General features: G+C 61.2%; 21 protein-coding genes. 7 read left to right on the forward strand and 14 right to left on the reverse strand.

Going from position 1 to position 22,846, the window contains the following annotated elements; genetic code table 11:
- The first annotated feature begins 4 nt into the window (after positions 1-4).
- A complete protein-coding gene (locus tag ACR9WD_RS08880; protein WP_073706173.1) occupies positions 5-673 on the forward strand; it encodes a uridine kinase family protein in 669 nt (222 codons plus the stop codon).
- Here the strand turns inward: ACR9WD_RS08880 and ACR9WD_RS08885 are convergent.
- Positions 670-1,488: a thioesterase family protein gene (locus tag ACR9WD_RS08885; RefSeq protein ID WP_073706172.1), complete on the reverse strand. Its 819-nt coding sequence runs from the start codon at positions 1,486-1,488 to the stop codon at positions 670-672. The genes ACR9WD_RS08880 and ACR9WD_RS08885 overlap by 4 nt on opposite strands.
- Before the next feature lie 72 nt (positions 1,489-1,560).
- On the reverse strand, positions 1,561-2,118 hold the full coding sequence (locus tag ACR9WD_RS08890) for a helix-turn-helix domain-containing protein (protein ID WP_367651317.1): 558 nt from the start codon (positions 2,116-2,118) through the stop codon (positions 1,561-1,563).
- Positions 2,119-2,211: 93 nt separating this feature from the next.
- On the opposite strand from ACR9WD_RS08890, the gene ACR9WD_RS08895 reads away from it, so the two are divergent.
- Together ACR9WD_RS08895 and ACR9WD_RS08900 are read left to right on the forward strand one after the other, a co-directional pair.
- The gene (locus ACR9WD_RS08895; RefSeq protein WP_434921954.1) at positions 2,212-3,147 is read left to right on the forward strand and encodes an NAD(P)/FAD-dependent oxidoreductase; all 936 of its coding nucleotides are present in this window, start codon (positions 2,212-2,214) and stop codon (positions 3,145-3,147) included.
- A gap of 676 nt (positions 3,148-3,823) precedes the next feature.
- Positions 3,824-4,027: a cold-shock protein gene (locus ACR9WD_RS08900; RefSeq protein WP_013349123.1), complete on the forward strand. Its 204-nt coding sequence runs from the start codon at positions 3,824-3,826 to the stop codon at positions 4,025-4,027.
- A gap of 68 nt (positions 4,028-4,095) precedes the next feature.
- Here the strand turns inward: ACR9WD_RS08900 and ACR9WD_RS08905 are convergent, their stop codons facing one another.
- Both ACR9WD_RS08905 and ACR9WD_RS08910 read right to left on the reverse strand, forming a co-directional pair.
- Positions 4,096-5,310, reverse strand: coding sequence for an FAD-dependent oxidoreductase (locus tag ACR9WD_RS08905; protein WP_434921955.1), 1,215 nt, complete (start codon positions 5,308-5,310; stop codon positions 4,096-4,098).
- Between the two features lie 51 nt (positions 5,311-5,361).
- Positions 5,362-6,792: an MFS transporter gene (locus ACR9WD_RS08910; RefSeq protein WP_434921956.1), complete on the reverse strand. Its 1,431-nt coding sequence runs from the start codon at positions 6,790-6,792 to the stop codon at positions 5,362-5,364.
- Between ACR9WD_RS08910 and ACR9WD_RS08915 the strand changes: the two genes are divergently transcribed.
- Entirely contained in the window at positions 6,750-8,141 is a 1,392-nt protein-coding gene (locus ACR9WD_RS08915) for an IS30 family transposase (protein WP_434921957.1), read from the forward strand. The genes ACR9WD_RS08910 and ACR9WD_RS08915 overlap by 43 nt on opposite strands.
- A 124-nt stretch (positions 8,142-8,265) precedes the next feature.
- Here the strand turns inward: ACR9WD_RS08915 and nrdF are convergent, their stop codons facing one another.
- The 7 genes from nrdF to ACR9WD_RS08950 all read right to left on the reverse strand — a co-directional run bounded on the left by nrdF (position 8,266) and on the right by ACR9WD_RS08950 (position 16,320).
- Positions 8,266-9,240, reverse strand: coding sequence for a class 1b ribonucleoside-diphosphate reductase subunit beta (nrdF, locus tag ACR9WD_RS08920; RefSeq protein ID WP_073706168.1), 975 nt, complete (start codon positions 9,238-9,240; stop codon positions 8,266-8,268).
- Between the two features lie 214 nt (positions 9,241-9,454).
- A complete protein-coding gene (nrdE, locus tag ACR9WD_RS08925; RefSeq protein WP_038991232.1) occupies positions 9,455-11,593 on the reverse strand; it encodes a class 1b ribonucleoside-diphosphate reductase subunit alpha in 2,139 nt (712 codons plus the stop codon).
- Positions 11,590-12,075 (reverse strand): class Ib ribonucleoside-diphosphate reductase assembly flavoprotein NrdI, encoded by a 486-nt coding sequence (gene nrdI / locus ACR9WD_RS08930; protein WP_073706167.1) that lies wholly within the window; start codon positions 12,073-12,075, stop codon positions 11,590-11,592. Before nrdI ends, nrdE begins: the two co-directional genes overlap by 4 nt.
- A gap of 43 nt (positions 12,076-12,118) precedes the next feature.
- Positions 12,119-12,349, reverse strand: a complete 231-nt coding sequence (nrdH, locus tag ACR9WD_RS08935) for a glutaredoxin-like protein NrdH (protein ID WP_013349130.1) — start codon at positions 12,347-12,349, stop codon at positions 12,119-12,121.
- A 512-nt stretch (positions 12,350-12,861) separates the two neighbouring features.
- On the reverse strand, positions 12,862-13,599 hold the full coding sequence (locus ACR9WD_RS08940; RefSeq protein WP_038991236.1) for a YggS family pyridoxal phosphate-dependent enzyme: 738 nt from the start codon (positions 13,597-13,599) through the stop codon (positions 12,862-12,864).
- A 74-nt stretch (positions 13,600-13,673) separates the two neighbouring features.
- The gene (gene poxB, locus ACR9WD_RS08945) at positions 13,674-15,398 is read right to left on the reverse strand and encodes a ubiquinone-dependent pyruvate dehydrogenase (RefSeq protein WP_121866883.1); all 1,725 of its coding nucleotides are present in this window, start codon (positions 15,396-15,398) and stop codon (positions 13,674-13,676) included.
- A 160-nt stretch (positions 15,399-15,558) separates the two neighbouring features.
- Positions 15,559-16,320 carry a YggS family pyridoxal phosphate-dependent enzyme gene (locus ACR9WD_RS08950; protein WP_434921958.1) on the reverse strand — a complete coding sequence of 254 codons (762 nt, stop codon included), beginning with the start codon at positions 16,318-16,320 and terminating at the stop codon, positions 15,559-15,561.
- A 119-nt stretch (positions 16,321-16,439) separates the two neighbouring features.
- Here ACR9WD_RS08950 and ACR9WD_RS08955 point away from each other — a divergent pair, with 119 nt between their 5' ends.
- Entirely contained in the window at positions 16,440-16,796 is a 357-nt protein-coding gene (locus ACR9WD_RS08955) for a cupin domain-containing protein (RefSeq protein ID WP_073706164.1), read from the forward strand.
- Here the strand turns inward: ACR9WD_RS08955 and ACR9WD_RS08960 are convergent.
- On the reverse strand, positions 16,793-17,854 hold the full coding sequence (locus tag ACR9WD_RS08960) for a PLP-dependent cysteine synthase family protein (RefSeq protein ID WP_121866884.1): 1,062 nt from the start codon (positions 17,852-17,854) through the stop codon (positions 16,793-16,795). The two genes, ACR9WD_RS08955 and ACR9WD_RS08960, sit on opposite strands and share 4 nt — an antisense overlap.
- Before the next feature lie 59 nt (positions 17,855-17,913).
- Between ACR9WD_RS08960 and ACR9WD_RS08965 the strand changes: the two genes are divergently transcribed.
- Both ACR9WD_RS08965 and ACR9WD_RS08970 read left to right on the forward strand, forming a co-directional pair.
- Positions 17,914-18,696 (forward strand): hypothetical protein, encoded by a 783-nt coding sequence (locus ACR9WD_RS08965; RefSeq protein ID WP_143181009.1) that lies wholly within the window; start codon positions 17,914-17,916, stop codon positions 18,694-18,696.
- A gap of 116 nt (positions 18,697-18,812) precedes the next feature.
- The gene (locus tag ACR9WD_RS08970) at positions 18,813-19,160 is read left to right on the forward strand and encodes a hypothetical protein (protein ID WP_038991245.1); all 348 of its coding nucleotides are present in this window, start codon (positions 18,813-18,815) and stop codon (positions 19,158-19,160) included.
- Between the two features lie 67 nt (positions 19,161-19,227).
- On the opposite strand, the gene ACR9WD_RS08975 is transcribed toward ACR9WD_RS08970, so the two are convergent.
- Entirely contained in the window at positions 19,228-21,780 is a 2,553-nt protein-coding gene (locus tag ACR9WD_RS08975) for an esterase-like activity of phytase family protein (RefSeq protein ID WP_434921959.1), read from the reverse strand.
- A 151-nt stretch (positions 21,781-21,931) separates the two neighbouring features.
- Entirely contained in the window at positions 21,932-22,834 is a 903-nt protein-coding gene (locus tag ACR9WD_RS08980) for a hypothetical protein (RefSeq protein WP_434921960.1), read from the reverse strand.
- Positions 22,835-22,846 lie beyond the last annotated feature (12 nt).

Raw genomic sequence — 22,846 nt, forward strand, 5'->3', positions numbered from 1 at the left:
GTAGATGTCACAGCAGCTGGTTGCCGAAGGCCGGCATTTCTGGGCCATAATAAAAGGCGTGCCAAATTCTTCAACCCCTGTCATCCTGATTGCCGGGCCGTCCGGATCCGGCAAGTCCTATCTCGCGTCGAAATTCGGCCAGCCTCATCTGCCGCTGGACGAGTTCTACCGCCAGATCAGTGAAGACGGGAATCCTGTTGAGTTCCCCCGCACCGGCTACGGCGAAATCGACTGGGACGATTCGGCTACCTGGAATCAGGAAGCCGCGCTGCAGGCAATCGATGATTTGCTCCAGCGCGGTACCACCATGGTCCCCAACTACTCAATCGCAACCTCGAGCTACAACGGGCATCGCGAAATCACGTGCGCCGGAGGACCGATCGTCGCCGAAGGCATCTTCCTCTACGAAATCCTTGAGCCGCTGCGTGCCAAGGGCATCAATGTCCAGGCGTACTATGTCGACGAACCGGCCTTGGTCACCGCTCTTCGGAGATTCGTTCGCGACGTGGCACAGCGCCGGAAGCCGATCTTATTCCTGGCCAAGCGCGGCTATGCACTTTTCCAGGCCCACAGCGCAGACCGGGAAAAGTACCGCCAGCGGCAGTTCACGCTGAAGTCCAAGCCAGAGCTCAAGAAGCTGCTGGCCAAGCTTTCAGCCGGCGCATCGAACTAGCGCGAACGGACCGTCAGGATCTGCTCGGCCCGGCCGAAAGGGCCAGTTTCATCGTGCAAAACCGTTGAGGTCAGTCCGATGCCGTCGGTGCCGAAGCTCTGCTGGACATCCAGCCCCAGCCACTCGCCTACCGGCATGCGATACATGTGGATCTGGAGATCCACGTTCGGGTAGATCCAGGTCCCTTCACCCGGATCCACACGTGGCACCACGCCGTTTGCCGTGTCGATCATTCCCACCAGGCTGGATAACGCAGTAGCGTCTCCCGTGTCGACCAGCACATAAGGAGTACGCAGCCATGCGAAGCCCCGACCTGGGCGCAGTTCATCATTGGCACGCATCTCGATGGATTTGATGTAGCCACCAGGCCATTTCTCGCTGATGTCCCGGACCGAGCAGGCATCTGGACCCGGGATTTCCTTGTCTTCGATCCCTGCTACCGCACTGGTGTCGCTCTGGATGACTCGCCAGGCGCGCGCAACGATGCTGGTGCGGCCCTTGGCAGTCATCTCGGCCTCAATCAATTCGATCGTCCGGCCGGGACGGACCATTCGCGTTGAGATCTCGAATTCCCCGGCATGGATCAGACCGTGGATTTCGTAGCTGATCCGTGCGATGCGCATGTCTGCGCGTGGCTGGAAATTTTCCAAGGCATAAGCCAAGATTCCCGAGGCGGGAGCCATATGCTGCTCATGCGGATTCCACGCACCCTGGGAATGCCATGACGAGCGATAGCGCCCATCGCCAAGAGCTTCAAAATAGAAATCGCCATCAGCTAGGGTCTGTTCTAGCTCTTCGTTGAGCTGGTGCGTCATCGTTGCCCTCCTGGCATCGCGGTGTTCAATACTCTGCCCTCAGGCTATCCAAGAGTAATTGAATTCACTAAACTAGCCGGCTGTGTCGTGCTCATGGGCTCGCTGGCCGGCATGATCCATGATTCCGAGCACCTCGGCAACACCATTGACCGCCCACATCGCATGAGGAGTCATGGTGTCGAACTGGGCGGATTGACCTGCCTTCACATGGTAGGTTCGATCCCCCAGCTTCAGCTGGATCTCGCCGAGGAGCACTGTGAACCATTCCTTGCCCGGATGGATGCGCAGCTCGGTGGGAGCGGGCGCCTGCGAAGGATCGAAGCGCATTTTCGAAACATTCACACCGTTCACCGCGTCATCGGTGGACAGCTTCCACATGGTGACCCCCGGCATCGAAATCGGCTCCGGGCGGATAATGATCTCGGCCTCAGAGGTTGACGCGAGCTCGTCCAAACTGGTGTTCAGCGCCTTGGCTATGGGTATCAGCTGGTCAAGGGCAATACGACGGCTTCCTGTTTCGATCCTGCTGAGCGTGGAAACGCTGAGGGATGCCTTGCTCGCCAATGATTCCAATGACCATCCGAGATTCTGCCGAAGCGTCCTGATACGTTGCCGGATAATCTGATCCACATCGATTTCTTGCGTCATGCGCAAAACGGTACACCCTTTCGCGCAAGTCGTCGATACCGTGGACAGTACACCGAACGCAGCAAGGAGAGGGACATGGAACATTACGAAGCAATCGTCATCGGCGGCGGCAGTGCGGGACTCGCGGCCGCCATCGCGCTAGGCCGTTCGCGGCGCACTGTGCTGGTTATCGATGAAGGAAAGCCGCGAAACGCTGCAGCGCAGCATGCGCATAACATCCTGGGAAACGAAGGCATCAATCCCCTTGACTTCTTGTCCCGCGGACGGCAGGAGGCCATGAACTACGGAGTGCAAATTATCCAAGGTGCAGTCGACGGCCTCAGCGGATCGATGGAAACCGGGTTCCGCGTCACGATGTCCGGCCAAGCATTCAGCGGAGACCGCATCGTGCTGGCGACGGGTCTGATCGATGACTTGCCTGCGATTCCAGGCTTGGCCCGCGCATGGGGCGATACCGCGGTCCACTGCGCTTACTGCCATGGCTGGGAAGTCCGCGACCAGGAAATCCTGGTTCTCGGTATCGGACCTATGAGCACCCATCAAGCGATGATGTTCAGCCAGCTAAGCCCTAACGTCACCTTCATCAACCACACCCCGGCCGCATTGAACGACGAGAATCGCGCAACACTTGCCGCCTTGGAAATACCGGTCATCGAGCAAGCAGTGCAAGCGATCGATTTCGATGCTCAGGGGAATCTGGATTCAGTGACCCTTGCAGACGGCCGAAAGGTCAACGCGCAGGCACTGGTAGTGGCAAGCCAGATGAACGCGCAAGCCTCGCTTTACCTGTCGCTCGGCGGGCAGCTTGCCGAAAATCCGCTTGGCACCTTCATCCAAGTCAATGAAATGGGCGCTACCGCTCTGCCCGGAGTATACGCCGCGGGAAACGCCAGTAACCTGGGCGCGATGGTCATGGCCGCGGCAGCATCTGGAACGGTCGCAGGAGCTGCCATCAATGCTGATCTGCTGGGCAGTCGGTTGGCTAAGGCCCCAGCGCCAGCGAAACCGTAGCTGCTGCCCCTGCCCCCTGGCGCACTAATTTCCAGGGGGCCGTGCTGCGGCCACCCGATGGGCGCGAGAATAATGCTCATCAATTCTGCAGAGAATTACATCTTGCTAACGTACTAGTCAATCGACAAGTCGTGAACTCCGATGGTGTGATTTTCCTCGGCAGATTACCCACGTATCACACGTCACGCCCCACCGGCCGGCGATCAATGGTAGGCTTTATTCGTTACCTCAACGGTTGCAGGTGTGAGTCCCCGCCAGCAATTGTTAGCAGTAGGATTTGTAGCACAGCCAACAAATCGTCTGTGCTTTGCAAATCGGTTCATCGATCTTCAGATTGAATGAACTCCTATCGAAACGAATTCTTCATCTTCTCTTCTTCACTGCAGATAAAACATCTCGACGTCTCCGTGCGTCACTTTTCTGTGGCTTCCTTGTTCTACTCCGTTAGCGTGGGGTCATTACCCGTTAGCAGCCTGGAAACCGATGATGTCTAAGCACGTGCAGCGACCCCCGTTTTGGCCGATACCGGCAAAATCAGTATTCGATGCTCCGTATCGACGGCAGGCGAATCGTTCTCGGCAGCTCTGCGCGAGGTAACCCCTAAATTTTCCGATTCGAAACTTCGGATCGGCAACCAGGCCACATCGTGGCCATCAATAAATAAGGAAATAACACTATGGCCACTGGCACCGTAAAATGGTTCAACGCTGAAAAGGGCTTCGGCTTCATCGCTCCTTCGGATGGATCGGCTGACGTCTTCGCACACTACAGCGCAATCCAGAGCTTCGGTTTCCGTAGCCTCGAAGAGGGCCAGACCGTTGAGTACACCCTGGAAGCTGGTCCAAAGGGCCCACAGGCTACCAACATCCAGGCTCGCTAAGAGACTTTCTTCAAAGGTGCAGTTCCCCGCAAGGATGGAACTGCGCCTTTGCTGCTTTTAACTGTTTTCTACCGGCAGGCTTCGACCGGAGGTCGTTCGCGAAGAACCCCTACACCAAGCAGACGAGCTGGCAATGTCGTGAGCTTCGGGAACAAGCGAAAAGCGGAAGCTACCGGCATCGGCACCCGGAATTCGCCGCTGGCCTGCATGACGCGGGTTAGCCCGCGATGCATAACTCGTTGAACCAGCTGTGTAGCAACTGTCGGGACGGTTCGGCGGCGTTGTACTGCTGCCACATCATGATCAGAAATCGTCCCTTCCCGAAGAGGCCGCGCCAAGATCCGTGCAGCTGCTACAGCATCCTGCACAGCCAAGTTGATGCCGATTCCCCCAACTGGACTCATGGCATGGGCAGAATCCCCAATGCACAGCAGGCCTCTCCGCCACCACTGTTTCGCGCGATTTAGCTTGACGTCCAGAAGCTTCGCATCATCAAGGGCCAAACTTTGTACGCCGTCTGCCAGCTCGGGAGCGGCCTGGATGATTGACCTCCTCCATGACTGGACGCCTTCTGCGCGTAGCCGGGCATCGTGCCCCTTCGGCAAAAGCATGGCTGCCTGCACATATCCCTCGCGCGGAATCAGGACAAAAGATCGATCCTTGGCAAATGCTGGAGTCAGTTCGTTCTTTCGATCGACGTTGCTTGGAATCTTGAACCACCACACATCAATCGGTACGGAGAATTCCCTCATCGGCAGTGCGGCTGCTTCTCTGACACGGGACCACCTGCCGTCTGCCGCAATAGTGAGCAATGCACGCATTTCACCGCCGCCGGCCGAGTCTTCATATTTGACGCCAATTATGCGGCCTCCTTCGGTGACAACGTCAGTTACCGAGGTACTCATCCTCAGCTCGAAATTCGGTTCGGCTTCACCTGCACGAGCCAACAAGTTGAGGAAATCCCACTGCGGCGCCATGGCGATGAACGGAAATGGATGCTCCAACCGCGACAGGTCGAGAACTGTAGCTGGCGAGCCATCCCTGGCGGGGATGCTCGCTTGAGCAACCTTGCTGAAATTGATCTTTTCGAACTCGCTTATCAGCCCGATTTCATCAAGCAACTGCAGCGTTGAGGGGTGGATGGTGTCGCCACGAAAATCCCTGAGGAAATCTGCGTGCTTCTCAAGAACCGTTACTGGCACACCGCTGCGGGCAAGCAGCAAACCGGCCACCATTCCGGCCGGCCCTCCCCCAACAATGACGCACCGTGTATCTTCTGCCATGAGCCCGTACCTTCCGTGTGAAGTAACCGGCTTCCAGCTTGGCACTATCCGCTAATCGTAGACAGCATCCGAGCTGTTTGGCTTCAAATTCACAGCAATCATGAGCATCGCGAAGATCAACAGCACCACGGCCAGCCCTTGGAACCCGACGGCTCCCAGGACCGGGCCAGCGCTAAGCCCTCCAAGCACACCGGCAAGATTCATGCAGAGATCCGAGGTGCCCTGCAGTTGTGGACGTTCTGAAATACCAACCGCCCCGGAAATCATTGTTGCCCCGGCAACTGTGGCCGCAGACCAGCCGAGTCCCAGGCTCAGCAAAGCAAAGGTTGTCACGGTGTGGCTCTCTGAATCGATCCACACGAGTATGCTTGCCGTGATCAGCAATGCTTGCCCTGCGAAGATGATCGTCCGCGCTCCTGCCTTGTCCGTGAGCCAGCCGAATACCGGCGACAATGCGTACATCCCGGCAACATGAATTGAAATCGTGATGCCGATGAGCGTCAGATTTGCCCCTTGATGCTGCATGTGGATTGGAGTCATTGACATCATGGACACCATGTAGAGGTGGGTCAAAGCCACGGTGAGCACCGCGCGTCGAGCTGCGGGAATGTTTTTCAGGATGTTCCAGCCACTGCGGCGAAGCTGGGCTTTTTGCGTGTGGACAGCAGCTCGTTGCTGTGCAATCTGCAAAGGGTCGGGACGCAAGCCAACCCAGTAAACCAGCACGCCGATCAGTTGCGCGCACATGGCGATGAGAAAGCCTCCGGTAAACGATGGGAGACTTATGAACCGAGCGAGTTCTTCGCCAGGCTCGAACAAGTTGGGACCAATTACTGCGCCGATGGTTGTCGACCATACGACGACGGAGAGATCACGGCCGCGAGTGGATTTGCTGGACAAATCCGTGGCAGCGAATCGGGATTGGAGATTCATTGCCGAGCCGGTTCCTAGAACCAGCATGCCGAGCAGCAGCAGCGGCCAATATCTCAGGAATGCTGAGGCAATGATGATGGTGACGCCGCTGGCCGCCAGCAAGGCACCTGTTGATAGCGAAACACGCCGGCCGAATTTCTGAGCGAGCATCGCCAGCGGCAGTGCCATGACGGCGGCACCCAGTGTATTCATGGTTGCCGCCATGCCGGCCAGTTCATCGAGCCCGGAAACATTCACAATCAGCAGCGACCCCAAGGTCAGGGTTGCGCCACTGCCCAAGCCACCAAGAATCTGTCCTGCGGCGAGGACAGAAATGGATTTGCGTCGAATCCGCTGAATTTGCTGGTCGTCCAATGAACTTTGTTCATCCGAAGTGGATTCGATCTGCACATTGACTCCCGCGCATTGGGCGAATTCTATCGGTCGTCGCAACACCCTAACCATGGAGGTGTTCAGCAATGGCGACAGGGGACTGGAGTAGGAAGACCAGTGACGTTCCGGCGGGTATGCGGCGGCAGTGGCGCGCAGATCGTGCGCTTCGACCGGCAATGCGTTCTCCGGGGAGGCCGGATCCCTCTCGGGTGGTGCAGCGCCAGTTCTGGCGGACGATCGCGACGGGTCTTACGACAGCGGAAGCGTCGTTAGCGGTCGGCGTGTCGGTTCCTGTGGGGACGCGCTGGTTTCGTCATGCTGGCGGCATGGCACCGATCAATATGGCAGAACCGTCTGGACGCTACCTGTCTTTCGAGGAGCGAGAGCAGATCGCGATCCTGCGCGCCAAAGAAACCGGAGTCCGGCAGATCGCCCGCACTCTGGGGCGGGATCCGGGGACGATTTCACGAGAGTTGCGTCGGAACGCTGCCTCTCGTGCCGGCACACTCGAGTACCGTGCCACGGTCGCTCAGTGGAAGGCGCAGCAGTCGGCCAAGCGACCGAAAGTCGCCAAGCTCGTCGCCAACGATCGACTTCGTGAGTACGTCCAAGAACGCCTCGATGGATCAGTGACCCGCGCAGACGGAACCGTCGTCGCTGGGCCGGCGACGACGCACTGGAAGGGCCGCAACAAGCCGCACCGGCAGGATCGTCGATGGACTACGGCGTGGAGTCCGGAGCAGATCTCTCACCGGCTGCGGATCGACTTCCCCGATGATCAGTCCATGCGCATCAGTCACGAAGCGATCTACCAGTCATTGTTCATTGAGGGCCGTGGCGCGCTCAAGCGCGAGCTGGTCGCTTGTCTGCGCACCGGACGCGCATTGCGCAAGCCGCGGGCGCGGTCGCAGAACAAGCCGCAGGGGCATGTCACCGCCGATGTCGTCCTCAGCCAGCGTCCGGCAGAAGCCGCCGACCGCACGGTTCCCGGTCACTGGGAGGGTGACCTGATCATCGGCACAGGCCGATCAGCGATCGGCACGGTCATCGAACGCCACAGTCGATCCACCCTGCTGGTGCACCTGCCGCGGCTCGAAGGGTGGGGCATGAGCCCACCAGTGAAGCACGGCCCATCGCTGGGAGGATACGGTGCCGATGCGATGAACCTCGCCCTGACCACATCGATGACGCGCCTACCCGAACAGCTCCGCAAAACACTGACCTGGGATCGAGGCAAGGAGCTCTCCGGACATGCCCAGTTCACGATCGACACTGGAACGAAAGTCTTCTTCGCTGACCCGCACTCACCCTGGCAGAGGCCCACGAACGAGAACACCAACGGGTTGCTGCGCCAATACTTCCCGAAAGGCACAGACCTCGCTCGCTGGACAGTTGCGGACCTCGAAGCCGTCGCCCTCGCACTCAACAACAGGCCCCGAAAAGTACTTGGCTGGCGTACTCCTGCCGAGGTGTTCGAAGAGCAGCTACACTCAATTCAACAGCTCGGTGTTGCAACGACTGGTTGAACTCGCCTTGATAGCAACTCGTACTTTCCAAGTATCTACCAATTGCCGCTGTGCGTTGCGTATAGCGCCGCTCATGACAAAGGCCCCACCAAATTGGTGGGGCCAGTGTCGGAAAAGCTAGGTACTAGAAGTCCCAGTCCTCGTCTTCGGTATTTACTGCCTTGCCGATGACATAGGAGGAACCGGAACCGGAGAAGAAGTCATGGTTCTCATCAGCGTTCGGGCTCAACGCGGCCAAGATCGCTGGGGATACGTCGGTCACGGTGGATGGGAACATGGCCTCGTAGCCCAGGTTCATCAGAGCCTTGTTGGCGTTGTAGTGCAAGAACTTCTTAACGTCCTCGGAAAGGCCAACCGGATCGTAGAGGTCATGGGTGTACTGGACTTCATTTTCGTACAGTTCGTACATCAGCTCGAAGGTGTAGTCCTTCAGCTCCTGCTTGCGTTCCTCGCTGGCGTCTTCCAGACCCTTCTGGAACTTGTAGCCGATGTAGTAGCCGTGGACCGCTTCGTCACGGATGATCAGGCGAATCAAGTCAGCAGTGTTGGTCAGCTTGGCATGCGAGGACCAGTGCATTGGCAGGTAGAAGCCCGAGTAGAACAGGAACGATTCGAGCAGGGTCGAAGCGATCTTGCGCTTGAGCGGATCTTCGCCGTGGTAGTAGCTCTCGATGATCTGGGCCTTCTTCTGCAGGTTCACGTTCTCGGTGGACCAGCGGAAGGCTTCATCGATTTCCTTGGTGGAGGCCAGGGTCGAGAAGATCGAGGAGTAGCTCTTGGCGTGCACCGACTCCATGAAGGCAATGTTGGTGTACACGGCTTCTTCGTGCGGGGTCAGTGCATCCGGAATCAGCGAGACGGCGCCTACGGTGCCCTGCAAGGTGTCCAGCAGGGTCAGGCCGGTGAAGACACGCATGGTCAGCAGCTTTTCGTCTTCGGTCAGGGTGGCCCAGGACTGGATGTCGTTGGACAGCGGCACCTTCTCCGGAAGCCAGAAGTTATTGACGAGTCGGTTCCAGACCTCCACGTCCTTATCGTCCTGGATACGGTTCCAGTTGATTGCTTCAACCTTGTTGGTGAGCTGAATCTTCTCGGTCATTGCCCCTCATCGAAAAGCTAAATCGTGTTAAGAACTTTGCCTACAACTCTACCGTTCTTTCGAACGGTGCCGGTGCAGCAAGGTCCCGAGTTCATGTCGGATCGTTGACACGATCTGAAGTGGTTTTGATGTGCAACAGCTGCCGCTGGGCGGAGCCCTGCGGCAGCTGTTGCGTGATGCCATGGACCGGCTAACCGGTCAATGGCTCAAGGTTTTACAGTGCGCAGGAGACGCAACCTTCAACCTCGGTGCCTTCCAGCGCGAGCTGGCGCAGGCGGATGTAGTACAGGCTCTTGATACCCTTGCGCCATGCGTAGATCTGGGCCTTGTTGATGTCACGAGTAGTGACGGTGTCCTTGAAGAACAAGGTCAGCGACAAGCCCTGGTCGACGTGCTGGGTTGCAGCGGCGTAGGTGTCAATGATCTTCTCGTAGCCGATTTCGTAAGCGTCTTCGTAGAAGTCGATGTTCTCGTTGTTCATGTAAGGAGCCGGGTAGTAAACGCGGCCGATCTTACCTTCCTTGCGGATTTCGATCTTCGCTGCGACCGGGTGGATCGAGGAGGTCGAGTTGTTGATGTACGAGATCGAACCGGTTGGAGGAACTGCCTGGAGGTTCTGGTTGTAGATGCCGTGCTCCATGACCGAAGCCTTCAGCGCCTTCCAGTCTTCCTGGGTAGGAATGTGCATGCCTTCGAACAGTTCGCGGACGCGCTCGGTAGCTGGTGCCCATTCCTGCTCGGTGTACTTGTCGAAGAACTCGCCGGAGGCGTACTTCGAGTTCTCGAAGTTGTCGAAGGTCTCGCCGCGTTCCATCGCGATCTTGTTCGAAGCAGTCAGCGCGTGGAAAAGGATCGTGTAGAAGTAGATGTTCGTGAAGTCGATGCCTTCTTCGGAGCCATAGTAGATGTGCTCGCGAGCGAGGAAGCCATGCAGGTTCATCTGGCCCAGGCCAATGGCGTGCGACTTGCGGTTGCCATCGGCAATCGAAGGAACCGAAGCGATGTCCGACATGTCCGAAACGGCGCTCAGCGCACGGATGGCGATCTCTACCGAGGTAGCCAGATCCTTGCCGTCCATGGCCTTGGCGATGTTCATCGAACCGAGGTTGCAGGAGATGTCCTTGCCGACGGTCTTGTAGCTCAGGTCGTCAGCAAATTCCGAAGCGGAAGAAACCTGGAGGATTTCCGAGCACAGGTTGGACATGGTGATGCGGCCGGCAATTGGATTTGCCTTGTTCACGGTGTCCTCGAACATGATGTACGGGTAACCGGACTCGAACTGGATCTCGGCCAGAGTCTGGAAGAACTCGCGGGCGTTGATCTTGGTCTTCTTGATGCGCGCATCGTCGACCATGTCGTAGTACTTCTCGGTGACGGAGATTTCGCTGAACGGCTGGCCGTAGACGCGCTCGACGTCGTACGGGCTGAACAGGTACATGTCTTCGTTCTTGCGCGCCAGTTCGAAGGTGACATCCGGAATGACAACACCCAGGGACAGGGTCTTGATGCGGATCTTCTCATCAGCGTTTTCGCGCTTGGTATCCAAGAAGCGGTAGATATCCGGGTGGTGCGCGTTCAAGTAGACGGCACCGGCGCCCTGGCGTGCACCGAGCTGGTTCGCGTAGGAGAAGGAATCTTCAAGAAGCTTCATGACCGGGATGACACCGGAAGACTGGTTCTCGATCTGCTTGATCGGGGCACCATGCTCACGCAGGTTGGTCAGCGACAGGGCAACACCACCGCCGCGCTTGGAAAGCTGCAGCGACGAGTTCACCGCCCGGGCGATGGACTCCATGTTGTCTTCGATGCGAAGCAGGAAGCAGGAGACCAGTTCGCCGCGCTGCGCCTTGCCGGCATTCAGGAAGGTTGGGGTAGCAGGCTGGAAGCGGCCTTCGATGATCTCGTCGACCAGATGCCGGGCCAGCTTCTCGTCGCCGCGTGCCAGGTGCAGGGCCACCATGCAGACGCGGTCTTCATAGCGTTCCAGGTAGCGCTTTCCGTCGAAGGTCTTCAAAGTGTACGAAGTGTAGAACTTGAAGGCGCCCAAGAAGGTTTCGAAGCGGAACTTCTTGCCGAAGGCGTGCTTGAACAGATCCCGGATGAAGTTCATCGAGTACTGGTCGAGGGTTTCGCGTTCGTAGTACTCGTGCTTGACGAGGTATTCAAGCTTCTCGTCCAGATCGTGGAAGAACACGGTGTTGTTGTTCACGTGATCCAAGAAATACTGGCGAGCCGCATAGCGGTCTACCTCGAACTGGATCTTTCCATCTGGACCGTAGAGGTTCAGCATGGCGTTCAAGTCGTTGTAGCTCAAGCCCTGGAACTGGGCTGGGAGCTCCTTTGAGCTCTTCATCGTTGCTGCCGGTTCTGCGACGCTGGTGTCCAAAAGGTTTCAAGCCCTTCTTTGACGTTGAGAACGTCTTCTGAGGTTCCCATAATTTCGAATGTATAAAGCACGGGTACGTTGCATTTCTCGGCAATGCGCTTGGCCGCAATGCAGTAGTACTCGCCGAAGTTTGTATTCCCCGCACCGATCACGCCGCGAAGATTCGCCCGGTTCACATCATGCCGCAGGAACTTCATGATCTGCGGCATGATTGAACGCTTGCCTTGCTCTCCGCCATAAGTGGGTATGAGCAGCACGTACGGGGCTGTCGAGATGAGCTGCGGTTCGGTCGCGTAGACCGGAATCCTCGCGGCATCCATCTCGAGCTTCTCCACGAAACGCTTCGTGTTCTCCGAAACCGATGAGAAGTAAATCAGGTTCGAATCGGTGAATTCCAGCGGTTCCTGGGCCTCAGCATTTTGCCTGTCGGCAAGTGCTGCAGGTGCCATTATTTTTTCGCCTCCACTAGAAGATAGCGGATGGAGTTCTGAATTAGTTGGCTGGTGCCAGCAACTCGATCTTGTCTGGGCGGAAACCCGACCAGTGATCGTCATCGGTGATTACGACAGGTGCCTGCATGTAGCCCAAGCCACGAACGTGCTCCAAGGCTGCCGCATCCTGAGAGATGTCTACCTTGTTGTACTCGACACCCTTCTTATCCAGCGCGCGGTAAGTAGCGTTGCACTGAACGCAGGAAGGCTTCGTGTAAACCGTGATGGCCATGTCCCTGATCCCCTTTGGAAAGTCTATTTTCGGCTAGGTTCCCGGATTCTCGGAAAGTACCTAGCCATCCTCTCGGATGCCTCGAAACCACTGCTTCGAGGTGCTTCTGGTGCGAGCCGCACCAACGGGTTCAATACTACATCTTGTGTTTGGCCGGTCAAGCGGCCACAACATGATGTATTACAAGTATGTCATTCATCCACGATGACGTCCACAGGATCTGTGGATATTAACCCCCGTTTAAACCGCGATTTCTAGCGGACCCGGCTCCTTTGTCCACAGGTTGGCAGAACTCCATTGTGGGTTAAAAATTCTTCTGTGAGATGTTCGTCGGCGTGTTTCGCTTCCCCTATCCAGTTCCGGGTGCACATCGTGCACCCCTACATGTAGTGTCAGCCTCTGAACCGACAGTTTGGGAGCCGCACGACCGATTGTGGAGAACGCCAAACAGGGGCAGCTAAGAAATATCAGCTGCCCCTGGTCGCGAAGCTCGGAAACGATGCAGAAGTCTTCTAGGCCGGGTAGGTGCGGGCACCAAAGATTCCCTGGCCCACGCGCACAACAGTGGCTCCTTCGGCGATGGCCAGCTCGTAGTCGCCGCTCATTCCCATGGACAGGTGCTGGAAGCTGTCAGGAGCAACCTGCTGCAATTGGTCACGGGTCTCGCGCAGCAAGGAGAAGCTGCCGCGGATGGATGCTTCATCGGTGGTATTCGCCGCCATGGTCATCAGGCCCACCGGCTTCAATCGGTCCAGCGGCGCCAAACCGGCAAGCAACCCGGCTGCCTCATCAGCCTGGATTCCGGATTTGCTTTCCTCCCCGGAGGTATTGACCTGGATGAAGACCTCCAGCGTCCGATCTTCGAGCTCCAGTCGGCGTTGCAAGGTCTCGGCGAGTTTCAGCGAGTCCAGCGCATGGAATTCATCAGCGAACTTCGCCACGAACTTCGCCTTGTTCGTCTGCAGCGGACCAATGATCGCATAGCGCAGGTGCGGGAACTTCTCGCAGAAATGCTCGTACTTGCCCTGCGCCTCTTGGACCTTGTTCTCCCCCAGCGTGTCCACACCGGCGGCGATCGCCAAGGCCAAGCGGTCGGTATCGATGGTCTTGGTCACCGGAAGCAGCCGGACCGAGCCGGCGTCCCGGCCCGCAGCCGTTGCCGCCGCGGCGATCTTCTGGTTGACAGTTGCCAGGTTGCGGGTGAAATCCTCGATGGTGGCCGCATGCAGAGCGGCAGGTTGCGAAGCCAAAGCGCCAACTTTCTGATGTCACAAACGTGTTGCTGGTGCCAAGGGCACCAGCAACAAGCATAGGCACAAATCCGCTAGAACAGTTGGCGCCAGTTGGTTTTCGCCAGATCCAGCAGCTCGTCGCCGCGTCCGGAGAGCACGGTCCTCAGGGCATACAAGGCAAAGCCCTTGGCCTGCTCCAGCTTGATTTCCGGCGGCATCGACATCTCCTGGCGGTCGGTCGCCACATCCAGCAGCGCCGGACCGTCATGAGCCAGGAATTCTTCCACCGTGGCTTCGAGCTGCGCCGAATCATCCACCCGGTAGCCCTTGAGCCCGGAGGCGGTGGCCACGGCTCCGAAGTCGGGATTGTGCAGATCGGTGGCGTAGGTGACGAACCCGGCGGCCTTCATCTCCAGTTCCACGAAATTCAGCGAGGAGTTGTTGAACACGACGATCTTGACCGGCAGCTTGTTCTGCGTGGCAGTGAGCAGCTCGCCGAGCATCATGGCCAATCCGCCATCCCCGGCGAAGGCGATCACCTGGCGCTTCCGGTCAATTGCCTGGGCTCCCAGGGCGTGGCACAGCGCGTTGGCCATAGAACCGTGGTTGAAGGAGCCCAGCACCCGGCGCTTGCCGGTCATCGACAGGTAGCGGGCCGCCCAGATCACCGGGGAACCCACGTCGGCGGTGAAGATCGCATCTTCATCTGCGTGCTGGTCGATCAGCCGGGCCAAGTACTGCGGGTGGATTGCGGCACCGGGCTTGGAGGGCGTCGCCAGCTCGTCGAGCTTCGTACGGGTCTTGCGGTAGTGCTCCACCGCGGCCTCCAGGTGCTTGCGGTGGGTCTGCACCGGGAGCACGGCGGCCAGTGCCGCGGCCGTGTCCTTCACCGTGCCGACCAGCGGGATGTCCACCCGGGTGCGCTTGCCGATCTGCTCGCCGCGGATATCCACCTGGATAATGGTCGCATCCTGCGGGTAGAACTGCTGGTAGGGGAAATCGGTGCCCAGCATCAGCAGCACATCGCATTCGGCGATCGCCTTGGCACCCGAAGCGAAGCCCAGCAGGCCGGTCATGCCCACATCGTACGGGTTGTCGTATTCGATATGCTCCTTGCCGCGCATGGCATGCACGATCGGCGCAGCGAGCTTGCCAGCCAGCTCGATGACCTCCTCATGCGCTCCGGCCACACCTGCGCCGGCGAGAATGGTGACCTTGCGCGAGCTTTCGAGGACCTCTGCGGCGCGCTCGAGCTCCTCTTCATTGGGCAGCACCCGCGGATTGGTCTTGATGATCTTCTGCGTTGGCGTGCGTTCCATCTCCGCCAGCGCCACATCGCCGGAAATCACCAGCACCGCCACACCGCGCTTCTCGATAGCCTCGCGCATCGCAATGCGCAGCATCCGGGGCATCTGCTTCGGATCGGAAACCTGTTCGGCATAGACGGAGCATTCGCGGAAGACTTCGACCGGGTGGGTCTCCTGGAAATAGTTGGAGCCGATCTCCCCGGTAGGGATGTGCGCGGCGATCGCCAGTACCGGGACGCGCGAGCGGTTCGCGTCGTACAGCCCGTTGATCAAGTGCAGGTTGCCCGGTCCACACGAGCCGACGCAGACGGTCAGCTCGCCGGTGATTTCCGCCTCCGCCGCTGCCGCGAAGGCGGCGGCTTCCTCATGGCGGTGGTGGACCCATTCGATCCGCCCGTTCTCCCGCAGGGAATCGGTTAAGCCGTTCAGGGAATCGCCCGGGATGCCGTAGATGCGGCGCACTCCCTGGGTATCGAGCTGTTCAATCAGGTGGTCGGCTACGGTAGGCAAAACATTCCTCCTGCACACAATGTTCCAGTGGGTCTGCTCTTCAGCCTACTGCGCCGACCGGCTGCTGTCATGGGCATACGCCGCAACTTCAAGTTCTTCCCAGCACACCGGCCTGTGACAGGACGAACAAGCGCAGACCGGCCTCCCACGCCGCCGGAAACTAGCCGGCGAACCCTGGCCAATAGTGCGAATCAGGCAAGGCCCGTGCACCGAATAGGCCCTGGCCCACGCGCACCACCGTGGCTCCTTCGGCAATGGCCAGCTCGAAGTCCCCGCTCATCCCCATGGACAGCTCTTCCACGCTGCCCAGATTCAATTGGCGAAGCTCTTCGCGCACGGCAACCAGCTTCCGGAAGCAGGCGCGGACCAGTTCCTGCTGTGGCGAGAACACCGCCAAGGTCATCAATCCCTTAACCTGCAGCCGCTCGAAGCCCTGCAACTGCCTGAGGAATTCCGGAGCCTGGCCAGGTTCCAGCCCGAACTTGGATTCTTCTGACGACGTGTTCACCTGGATGAACACTTCAAGGGTGCGGTCCTCGATCTCCAGCCGGCGCTCCAACGCCTGTGCCTGGCGCAGATTATCCAGGGCCTGGAACTCGTCGGCGAGCCGGGCCACGTACTTGGCCTTGTTGGTTTGCAGGTGCCCGATCACCGAGTACTTCAGCTGCGGCAGGTCCGCCAGCGCCTGGGATTTCTCCCACGCTTCCTGCACCTTGTTCTCCCCCAGCCAGTGGACCCCGGCCGCGATCGCCAGACGCAGCCGTTCGACCGGGACGGTCTTGGTCACCGGCAGCAGCCGCACGCTGCCCGCCGCCCGACCGGCCTTGGCCTCCGCCGCGGCAATCCGCGCGCGGATGGAAGCCAGGTTCGCTGCGAAATCCGCTTGGGTGCTCGCGTGCCGCGCCGCTGGACTTTCAGTCATCGTCCCTCCTTGGCTCTCATCCTAGGCACCAATCGCCTGCATCCGCACCTGCCGCCGCTCCGGCGCCCTGCGGGATTGGCTAGGCTGGAAGCAGCAGCACAGCACTTCAAGGAGAGACAATGCCCGAACCGCGCCGCATGGCCAACACCACCGAACTGGCCGCCGGAAAATCCAACGGAGCGATCTGGAAGCTGGAACCCGAGCAGCGCGACCTGGACGCCAACGTCATCTCCCTGGCCCCGGGCGAGGAGATCGGGCAGCACCAGGGCCCGGAGCTCGACGTGCTGCTGCACGTCTTTGCAGGTTCCGGGGTGCTGCGCACGGCCAGCGGATCCATCGAGCTGGCCATCGGCGACATCATCTACTTGCCCGCCCGCTCCCAGCGGCAGTTCGTGGCAGGCGACGCCGGCTTGGGCTACTTCTCGGTGCACCAGCGCAAGCACAATGCCGGGCTGATGCCCAGCCTGCGCAGCTAGTCCCAGGCTCCCGTTTCGAGGAAGCGCTCGAGCTGCGCTTGATAGGGCGCCAGGTCCAGGCCCTGCCCGGCCACCCAGTCGGGGTTGTAGTAGGTCTTCGCGTAGCGCTCGCCGGAGTCGCAGATCAGCGTCACCACCGAGCCCTGCTCGCCGCGCTGCAGCATCTGCGCGATGATCGTAAAGGCCGCATAGAGGTTGGTTCCGGTGGAACCGCCGGCGAAATAGCGGGTCTTGGCGCGCAGGAAGTGCATGGCGGCCAGCGAGGCGGCGTCGGGCACCTGCACCATGCGGTCGATCACCCCGGGGACAAAGCTCGGCTCCACGCTGGGCCGGCCGATCCCCTCGATGCGCGATCCGCGGCCCGTGGCGTAGCCCAGGTCCCCGGTGCGCCAGCCCTCATAGAATGACGAGCCTTCCGGGTCGCCCACGCAGATCCGGGTCTCATGCCGCTTGTAGCGCGCATAGCGCCCGAACGTGGCGCTGGTGCCGCCGGTCCCGGCGCCGACGACGATCCAGCTGGGAATCGGATGCGCTTCGGCAGCCATCTGCGCGTACACCGACTCGGCGATGTTGTTGTTCCCGCGCCAGTCGGTGGCCCGCTCGGCATAGGTGAACTGGTCCAGGTAGTAGCCCCCGGTGCCGGCGGCCAGCTCGCGGGCCGCCGCGTCGACCTCTCCGGCCGCATCCACCAGGTGGCAGCGGCCGCCGTAGAACTCGATGAGCTCGATCTTCTCCGCGCTGGTGGACCTGGGCACCACCGCAATGAACTCCAGCCCCAGCATCCGCGCGAAGTAGGCTTCGGAGACCGCGGTGGACCCGCTGGAGGCTTCCACCAGCGTGGTGCCTTCGGAGATCTTCCCGTTGACCAGCCCGTAGAGGATCAGCGAGCGGGCCAGCCGGTGCTTGAGCGAGCCGGTGGGGTGCACCGACTCGTCCTTCAGGTAGAGCTCGATCCCCCAGTGGCCGGGGAGCTCGAAGCGATGCAGGTGGGTGTCGGCGCTGCGGTTCGCGTCAGCGTCGAGCAGGGAAATGGCACGTCGTACCCAAGGCTCAGTCATGCTTCCACTCTAGCCGTGGCGAACCGTTTTGGTCCCCGGGCCGTGGTACGTTCGGAATCGTGAAGACAAGGCTGGTTACCGTGGGCTATGCGGCCGCCATCCTGCTCGGCTTGGGCTGGGCGGCATGGGCGGTGCTTTCGGCCGCCGGGCTGGAAGATCTCGCCGGCGGCTGGCTGGGCCAGGATGCCACCGTCGCCTCCGTTCCGCGCATCGGGCAGCTGCCCTGGTTCGGACTGATGGCCGCGGTGGCGTTCTACGCGATCTGGCAGTGCCTGCCGCAAGAACGCACCGGGCTGCACCACCGGTTGCGGCCCTGGGTGCTCGGCGCGGTGCTGTGCAATGCGCTGTGGGTGGCATTCCTGGAGCGCGACCGCATCGGCGTCTCGCTGGCCTTCGGCCTGCTCCTGCTGGCTCTGCTGATCCGCATTGTGGTAATGGTCGGCAGGACCGCGGCGCTGCGGCAGGTGGACCGGTGGATCACCCGCGCCAGCTTCGGTTTGTTCGCCGGGTGGCTCTCGGTGATCGTGCTGGCCGAAACCGTCGCCGTCACCGCGCACTCCGGCGCGGACGCCGGCTCGCTGATGTTCAAGGGCGCCTGCGCCCTCGCGGTGCTGCTGCTGGCGCTGTTCCTCAGCGCGGTCAGCTTCAAGAACCCGATGGGGATCTACCTGAACGCCGGTGCGCTGTGGGTGATCGGCTGGATCATCGCCGACCGCTATACCGGGCAGTCCACCTCGCCAGGGTTCGCGACGGTGCTCTCGGTCGCCGCGATCCTGATGCTGCTGTGCCTGTTCAGCGCACTGCGCACCCGGATCCGCGCGCTGCGCCGGCCCTCCCAGTAAGTTCCCAGTTCGCAGTGAGCGCAACGGCGCGTCCTTGAGCGCCAACCTCCGGCTGGCTAGGCTGGAACCGAGACCTCAAGGTCTACCCGACTCCAGGTCCACCAGAGAGGAACAACATGTCGAAAACTGCCAAGAGCTTGAAGCAAGTTGAGAAGTCGCTGGCGAAACTCGCCAAGACCGCCAAGGAAGAGCTGCCCAAGGAAATCCGCGGCAGCTGGAACGAGGCCGTCGCCGGCGTCAACACCGATGCCATCAGCAAGGCCGGCGCAAACCTGATCGAGAATGTCGGCGGGAACTCCAAGGCCGCCAAGCGGGCTCGCGCCTCCGTGGAGAACGCCGTGCAGGCGGCCCAGAAGAGCCTCTCCGCTCCGGAGAAGAAGTCCGGCAAGGGCGGCAAGTTCCTGCTCATCTCGCTGGTCATCGCCGCCGTGGCAGCGGTCGTGATCTCGCAGAAGAAGAACTAGCTTTAATCCGCGAAGGCGTGGCACCCGTGCAGGTGCCACGCCTTCGCTGTGCCCGGGGACCCTCCGGCTACTTGGCGCGGGCCCGTGAGCTCTTGATCGCCGCCGCCGCGCCGAGCAGCGCCATCACCGCGCCCACCGGGATCAGCCAGAAGCTGTTGGCGCCGGTGTCAGCGAGGTTTTCTCCGGCTTCAGGCTCGGCTGGCCGCGACTGCTGCGGCGCATCCGTAGGCGCCTGGGGCTGTCCGGATTCCCGCTGCGGGGACTGCGAAGGGCTCGCCGTTGGTTCCGCAACCGGAGCTTCGCTCTGTTCCTCGCTTGGCTGCTCGCCCGGCTGCTGGCTTGGCTCGTCGCTCGGTTCCGTGCTCGGTTCCGGGCCGGCCAGGTCGAACACCTCATCGGCCGCACCCAGGTGCGCGAACACGGTCTCGCCGGTGGCGTCCTCCACCGCATCGTTGTCGGTCACCACGTAGACCTCGCCATCGGCAACGGCCAGGCCCTCGAGCTTCTCCTGGGTCCATCCGCTGGTTTCCTGCAGCGCCGGCAGCACATCGGCCGCCAGCGTCTTCTCCACCAGCGGCATCTCCCCGGCCGCAGCGTCCGGAAGCCGGACCTGGTAGATCTTCTTGTGCGCGGCGTCAGGCCCCGCCTGGTTATCGCGCTCGATCACCGCGTAGGAGCCAACGGGCAGGGCGGTGATTTCCGACAAGCCGTTCCAGGCGCCGTCCGCGGCCGCTTCCAGCTGGTAGCCGTACCAGCTGAATTCGCCGGTGGCCGGCAGGTACTTGCCCAGGCGGACGTAATCCTCTCCGGGCAGCTCGCGCTGCACCGCGAACACCACTTCTTCCTTTTCGCCTGAGCCGGTGGCGGCGATGCCTTCCAGCCCGTGCTTGCCCAGCTCCGCCAATTCAGGCAGCGCGATCTCCTCCTGCACCACGCCTTCCGCGTCGATGCGCACCAGCAGGTTCTCCGCCCCGCTTTCCCCTTCATGGGCTGCCCAGAATCCGCCGTCGGCGCGCGCGGCAAGGCCTTCCAGGTCCAGTTCGACACTGGCCTCGGTGACCTCCATCGAGGATTCGACGGTGGCCGGGGTTCCGGCTTCCAGGGTGTAGATGCGCGGCTGGTACGCGTTGTCGCTGACCGCGAAGAGCTGCGAGGCATCGGCCGGGTTGGCCGACAGCCCGCTGAGCGCGCCGAACGGCACCGGATCGGCCGGGTCCGAGGACAGCTGCGGGAATTGCGGCGCGGCGGCACCGAAGCTGAACAGGTTCAGCGCCGAACGCACCCCGTTCTCGGCCTCGTCGGTTTCCGAGGAGACGGCGAGCAGCTCGCGGCCCGGGATCGGCAGGATGCCTTCCGGCCCGTTGGTGGTGGGCAGGGTCTGCAGGTACTTCGGCGCGCGCGGGTCGGTCATATCGTAGACCGCAACGAAGTTCCCGCGTTCGGCGGCGACGAAGGCGTAGTCGGTGCCCTGGTATTCGCCGATGGCCAGGCCCTCCGGTTCGGTGCCCTTCTTCCCTGCCCGGCTTTCGGGGAACAGCCCCTGGGACAGCGCGAGATGCTCGAAGCTGCTTCCCGCATCCCACACCGGTTCGCCGGTGCCCGTATCGAAGACGGTGAAGCCGCGGCTGCCGCCCTTCCAGTCGCCCTCGTTCGCGGTGGCCAGGTAGCGGTCCTGGATCCAGCCAATGGCATCCGGTTCGCGCGGCACGCCCTGCAGCGAGCCTGCGGGGTCGAGTCTTCCGTCCTCGTCGGTATCGATGCCTTCCAGGTCCACGGTGCCGGCGCTGAAGGCCTTGGTGATGGTGCCGCTCGGCAGGTCGATCAGCACGATGCCGTTGTTTTCCTGGAGGGTGACCGCCGCCTGGTTGCGCGAGTTGATGCTCACGTATTCGGGTTCCGGATCCTGCGGGGTGTCCAGCCCTGCCTGCGACAGCTCATCCAGCGCTTCGGGGTTCTCGCGCGTTCCGCCGGCCAGCGGCACCTCGCGCAGAGACCAGTCCGCCGGGGACTCGCCCACCGTGTCGAGGATCGCCACCGAACCGGCAGGGGCCTGCGGCAGCCCTCCGTCGCCGGCATCCTCGTCGCGTTCGTTCTCGATGGCGATCGCCGCATAGGCGCCGTCGGCGGACAGCGCAATGGAATCGGGCTGGCCCGGCAACGCGATGCTGTGCACCAGCGTGCGGTCGGCAATGCGCACCACGTCCACGCGGCCCGAGGGATCGCTGTAGCTGGTGGAGGTGTTGACGACCACCATCACGTACTCGCCGAAGGCGGCGACGCTGGTCGGCTCGTCCTGGGCGCTGCCCAGCTGGTGCAGCGGCAGGGTGCCCAGGCCCACCGGCTTCGCGGCGTCGGAAATGTCGACGAAGCCGATCTGGCGCGAGAGCGCATCGGTGTAGATCAGCGTCTGCCCATCGGCCGAGACGGTGGAGATTTCCGCGGCGGTCTGCGCCGCGGCGCCCTCGGGATGGTTCTGGTGCACCGGGTAGGTGGCGGTGCGCTCGAAATAGCTTCCGCTCTCCGCGTTGGCCCCTGCGGCCAGTGCCAGCGGTGCGAGGCTCCCGGCCCCCAATGCCAGCGCGGCAAGGATGCCCGCTGACCTCTGTGCGGTTCGATTCACGTCGGTAGTCCCCCGAAAATTGCTTGGCGTTTGCTTGAGATGACCTCCCAAGATTCGCAAGCCTTTGAGGCCGGCAGGCGAACACCAGGTGACGCCCGGGTGTCCGCTGGACGTCGCTTTCGACGCAACTGATCCAGCAGGCAAGCGGCCGCTAGGCCCAGGGCGTGAACTCGCCAGTTCGGGTCAACCGGTCGCCCAAGGGACCGATAACCGCAAATGCATCCTGCCCACCGAATCCGTGGACCGTGTCGCGCTGGATCAGTGTGGTGCCATCGGCCAGCTCGATGCTCATCGCAAGGACCATGCTGGCGCCGGTTGCCTGCCGCTGTTCTTCAAGGCGCCCGGCGGCGACCGCTTCCACGATCTGCGCCAGCTGCCCGATCGATGCCGCATCAGCTGGCCAGGTCCACTCGGCGCCGGCCACGGTGAGCACCAGCTGCGTGGGTACATCGCTGAAATCCAGCCGCCAGTGCACTTCGGCGGCGCCGGCGGCCCGCGGCAGCATCGAGATCTGGCCTAGGCTATCGGAGCGCACCTGGGCCAAGTGGCCGTAGCGCTTCGCCAGTTCCTCAGCGAGTTCACGCAAGTGGACGCTTGCGCTGCTGAGCTCGAACTGCGCGCGAGCGGCGTCTTCGCGCGCTGAGGGATCCGACGGGCAGTCCAATTGCGGATCCCAGTCGCAGATCTGCGGCAGCTGGTTTGGGTCGAGAAGTTCCAGGATGACGTGGATGAGATCGTGATTGAAGTCCGTGCCCGCAGGGACGCTGGTGGTCGGGGTGATCCTGGCCGGTTCCCCGGAGGGCTGCAGCACTCCGGGATCGCCGATGGCCGGCTCGTAGTGGTGGTCGATGTAGTGGATGTCCGCCACTATGCCGTGCACCGGACTCACCGGCATCCCGGATTCGCTGAACGTGTCGTGGTCATTCAGCTCGTAGACCACGGTGCCATCCGGGTAGCGCAGCCGCGCGATCTCCCAGAGCACCTTCTCGCCCACTGCGAAGCCCGGATGGCAGCAGGCATGAAGCGCGCCGGAGATGTCCAATTCGATCTGCATGGCACTACGCTA

The organism is Glutamicibacter sp. PAEs-4 (assembly GCF_051161755.1).
Classification (GTDB): Bacteria; Actinomycetota; Actinomycetes; order Actinomycetales; family Micrococcaceae; genus Glutamicibacter; species Glutamicibacter nicotianae.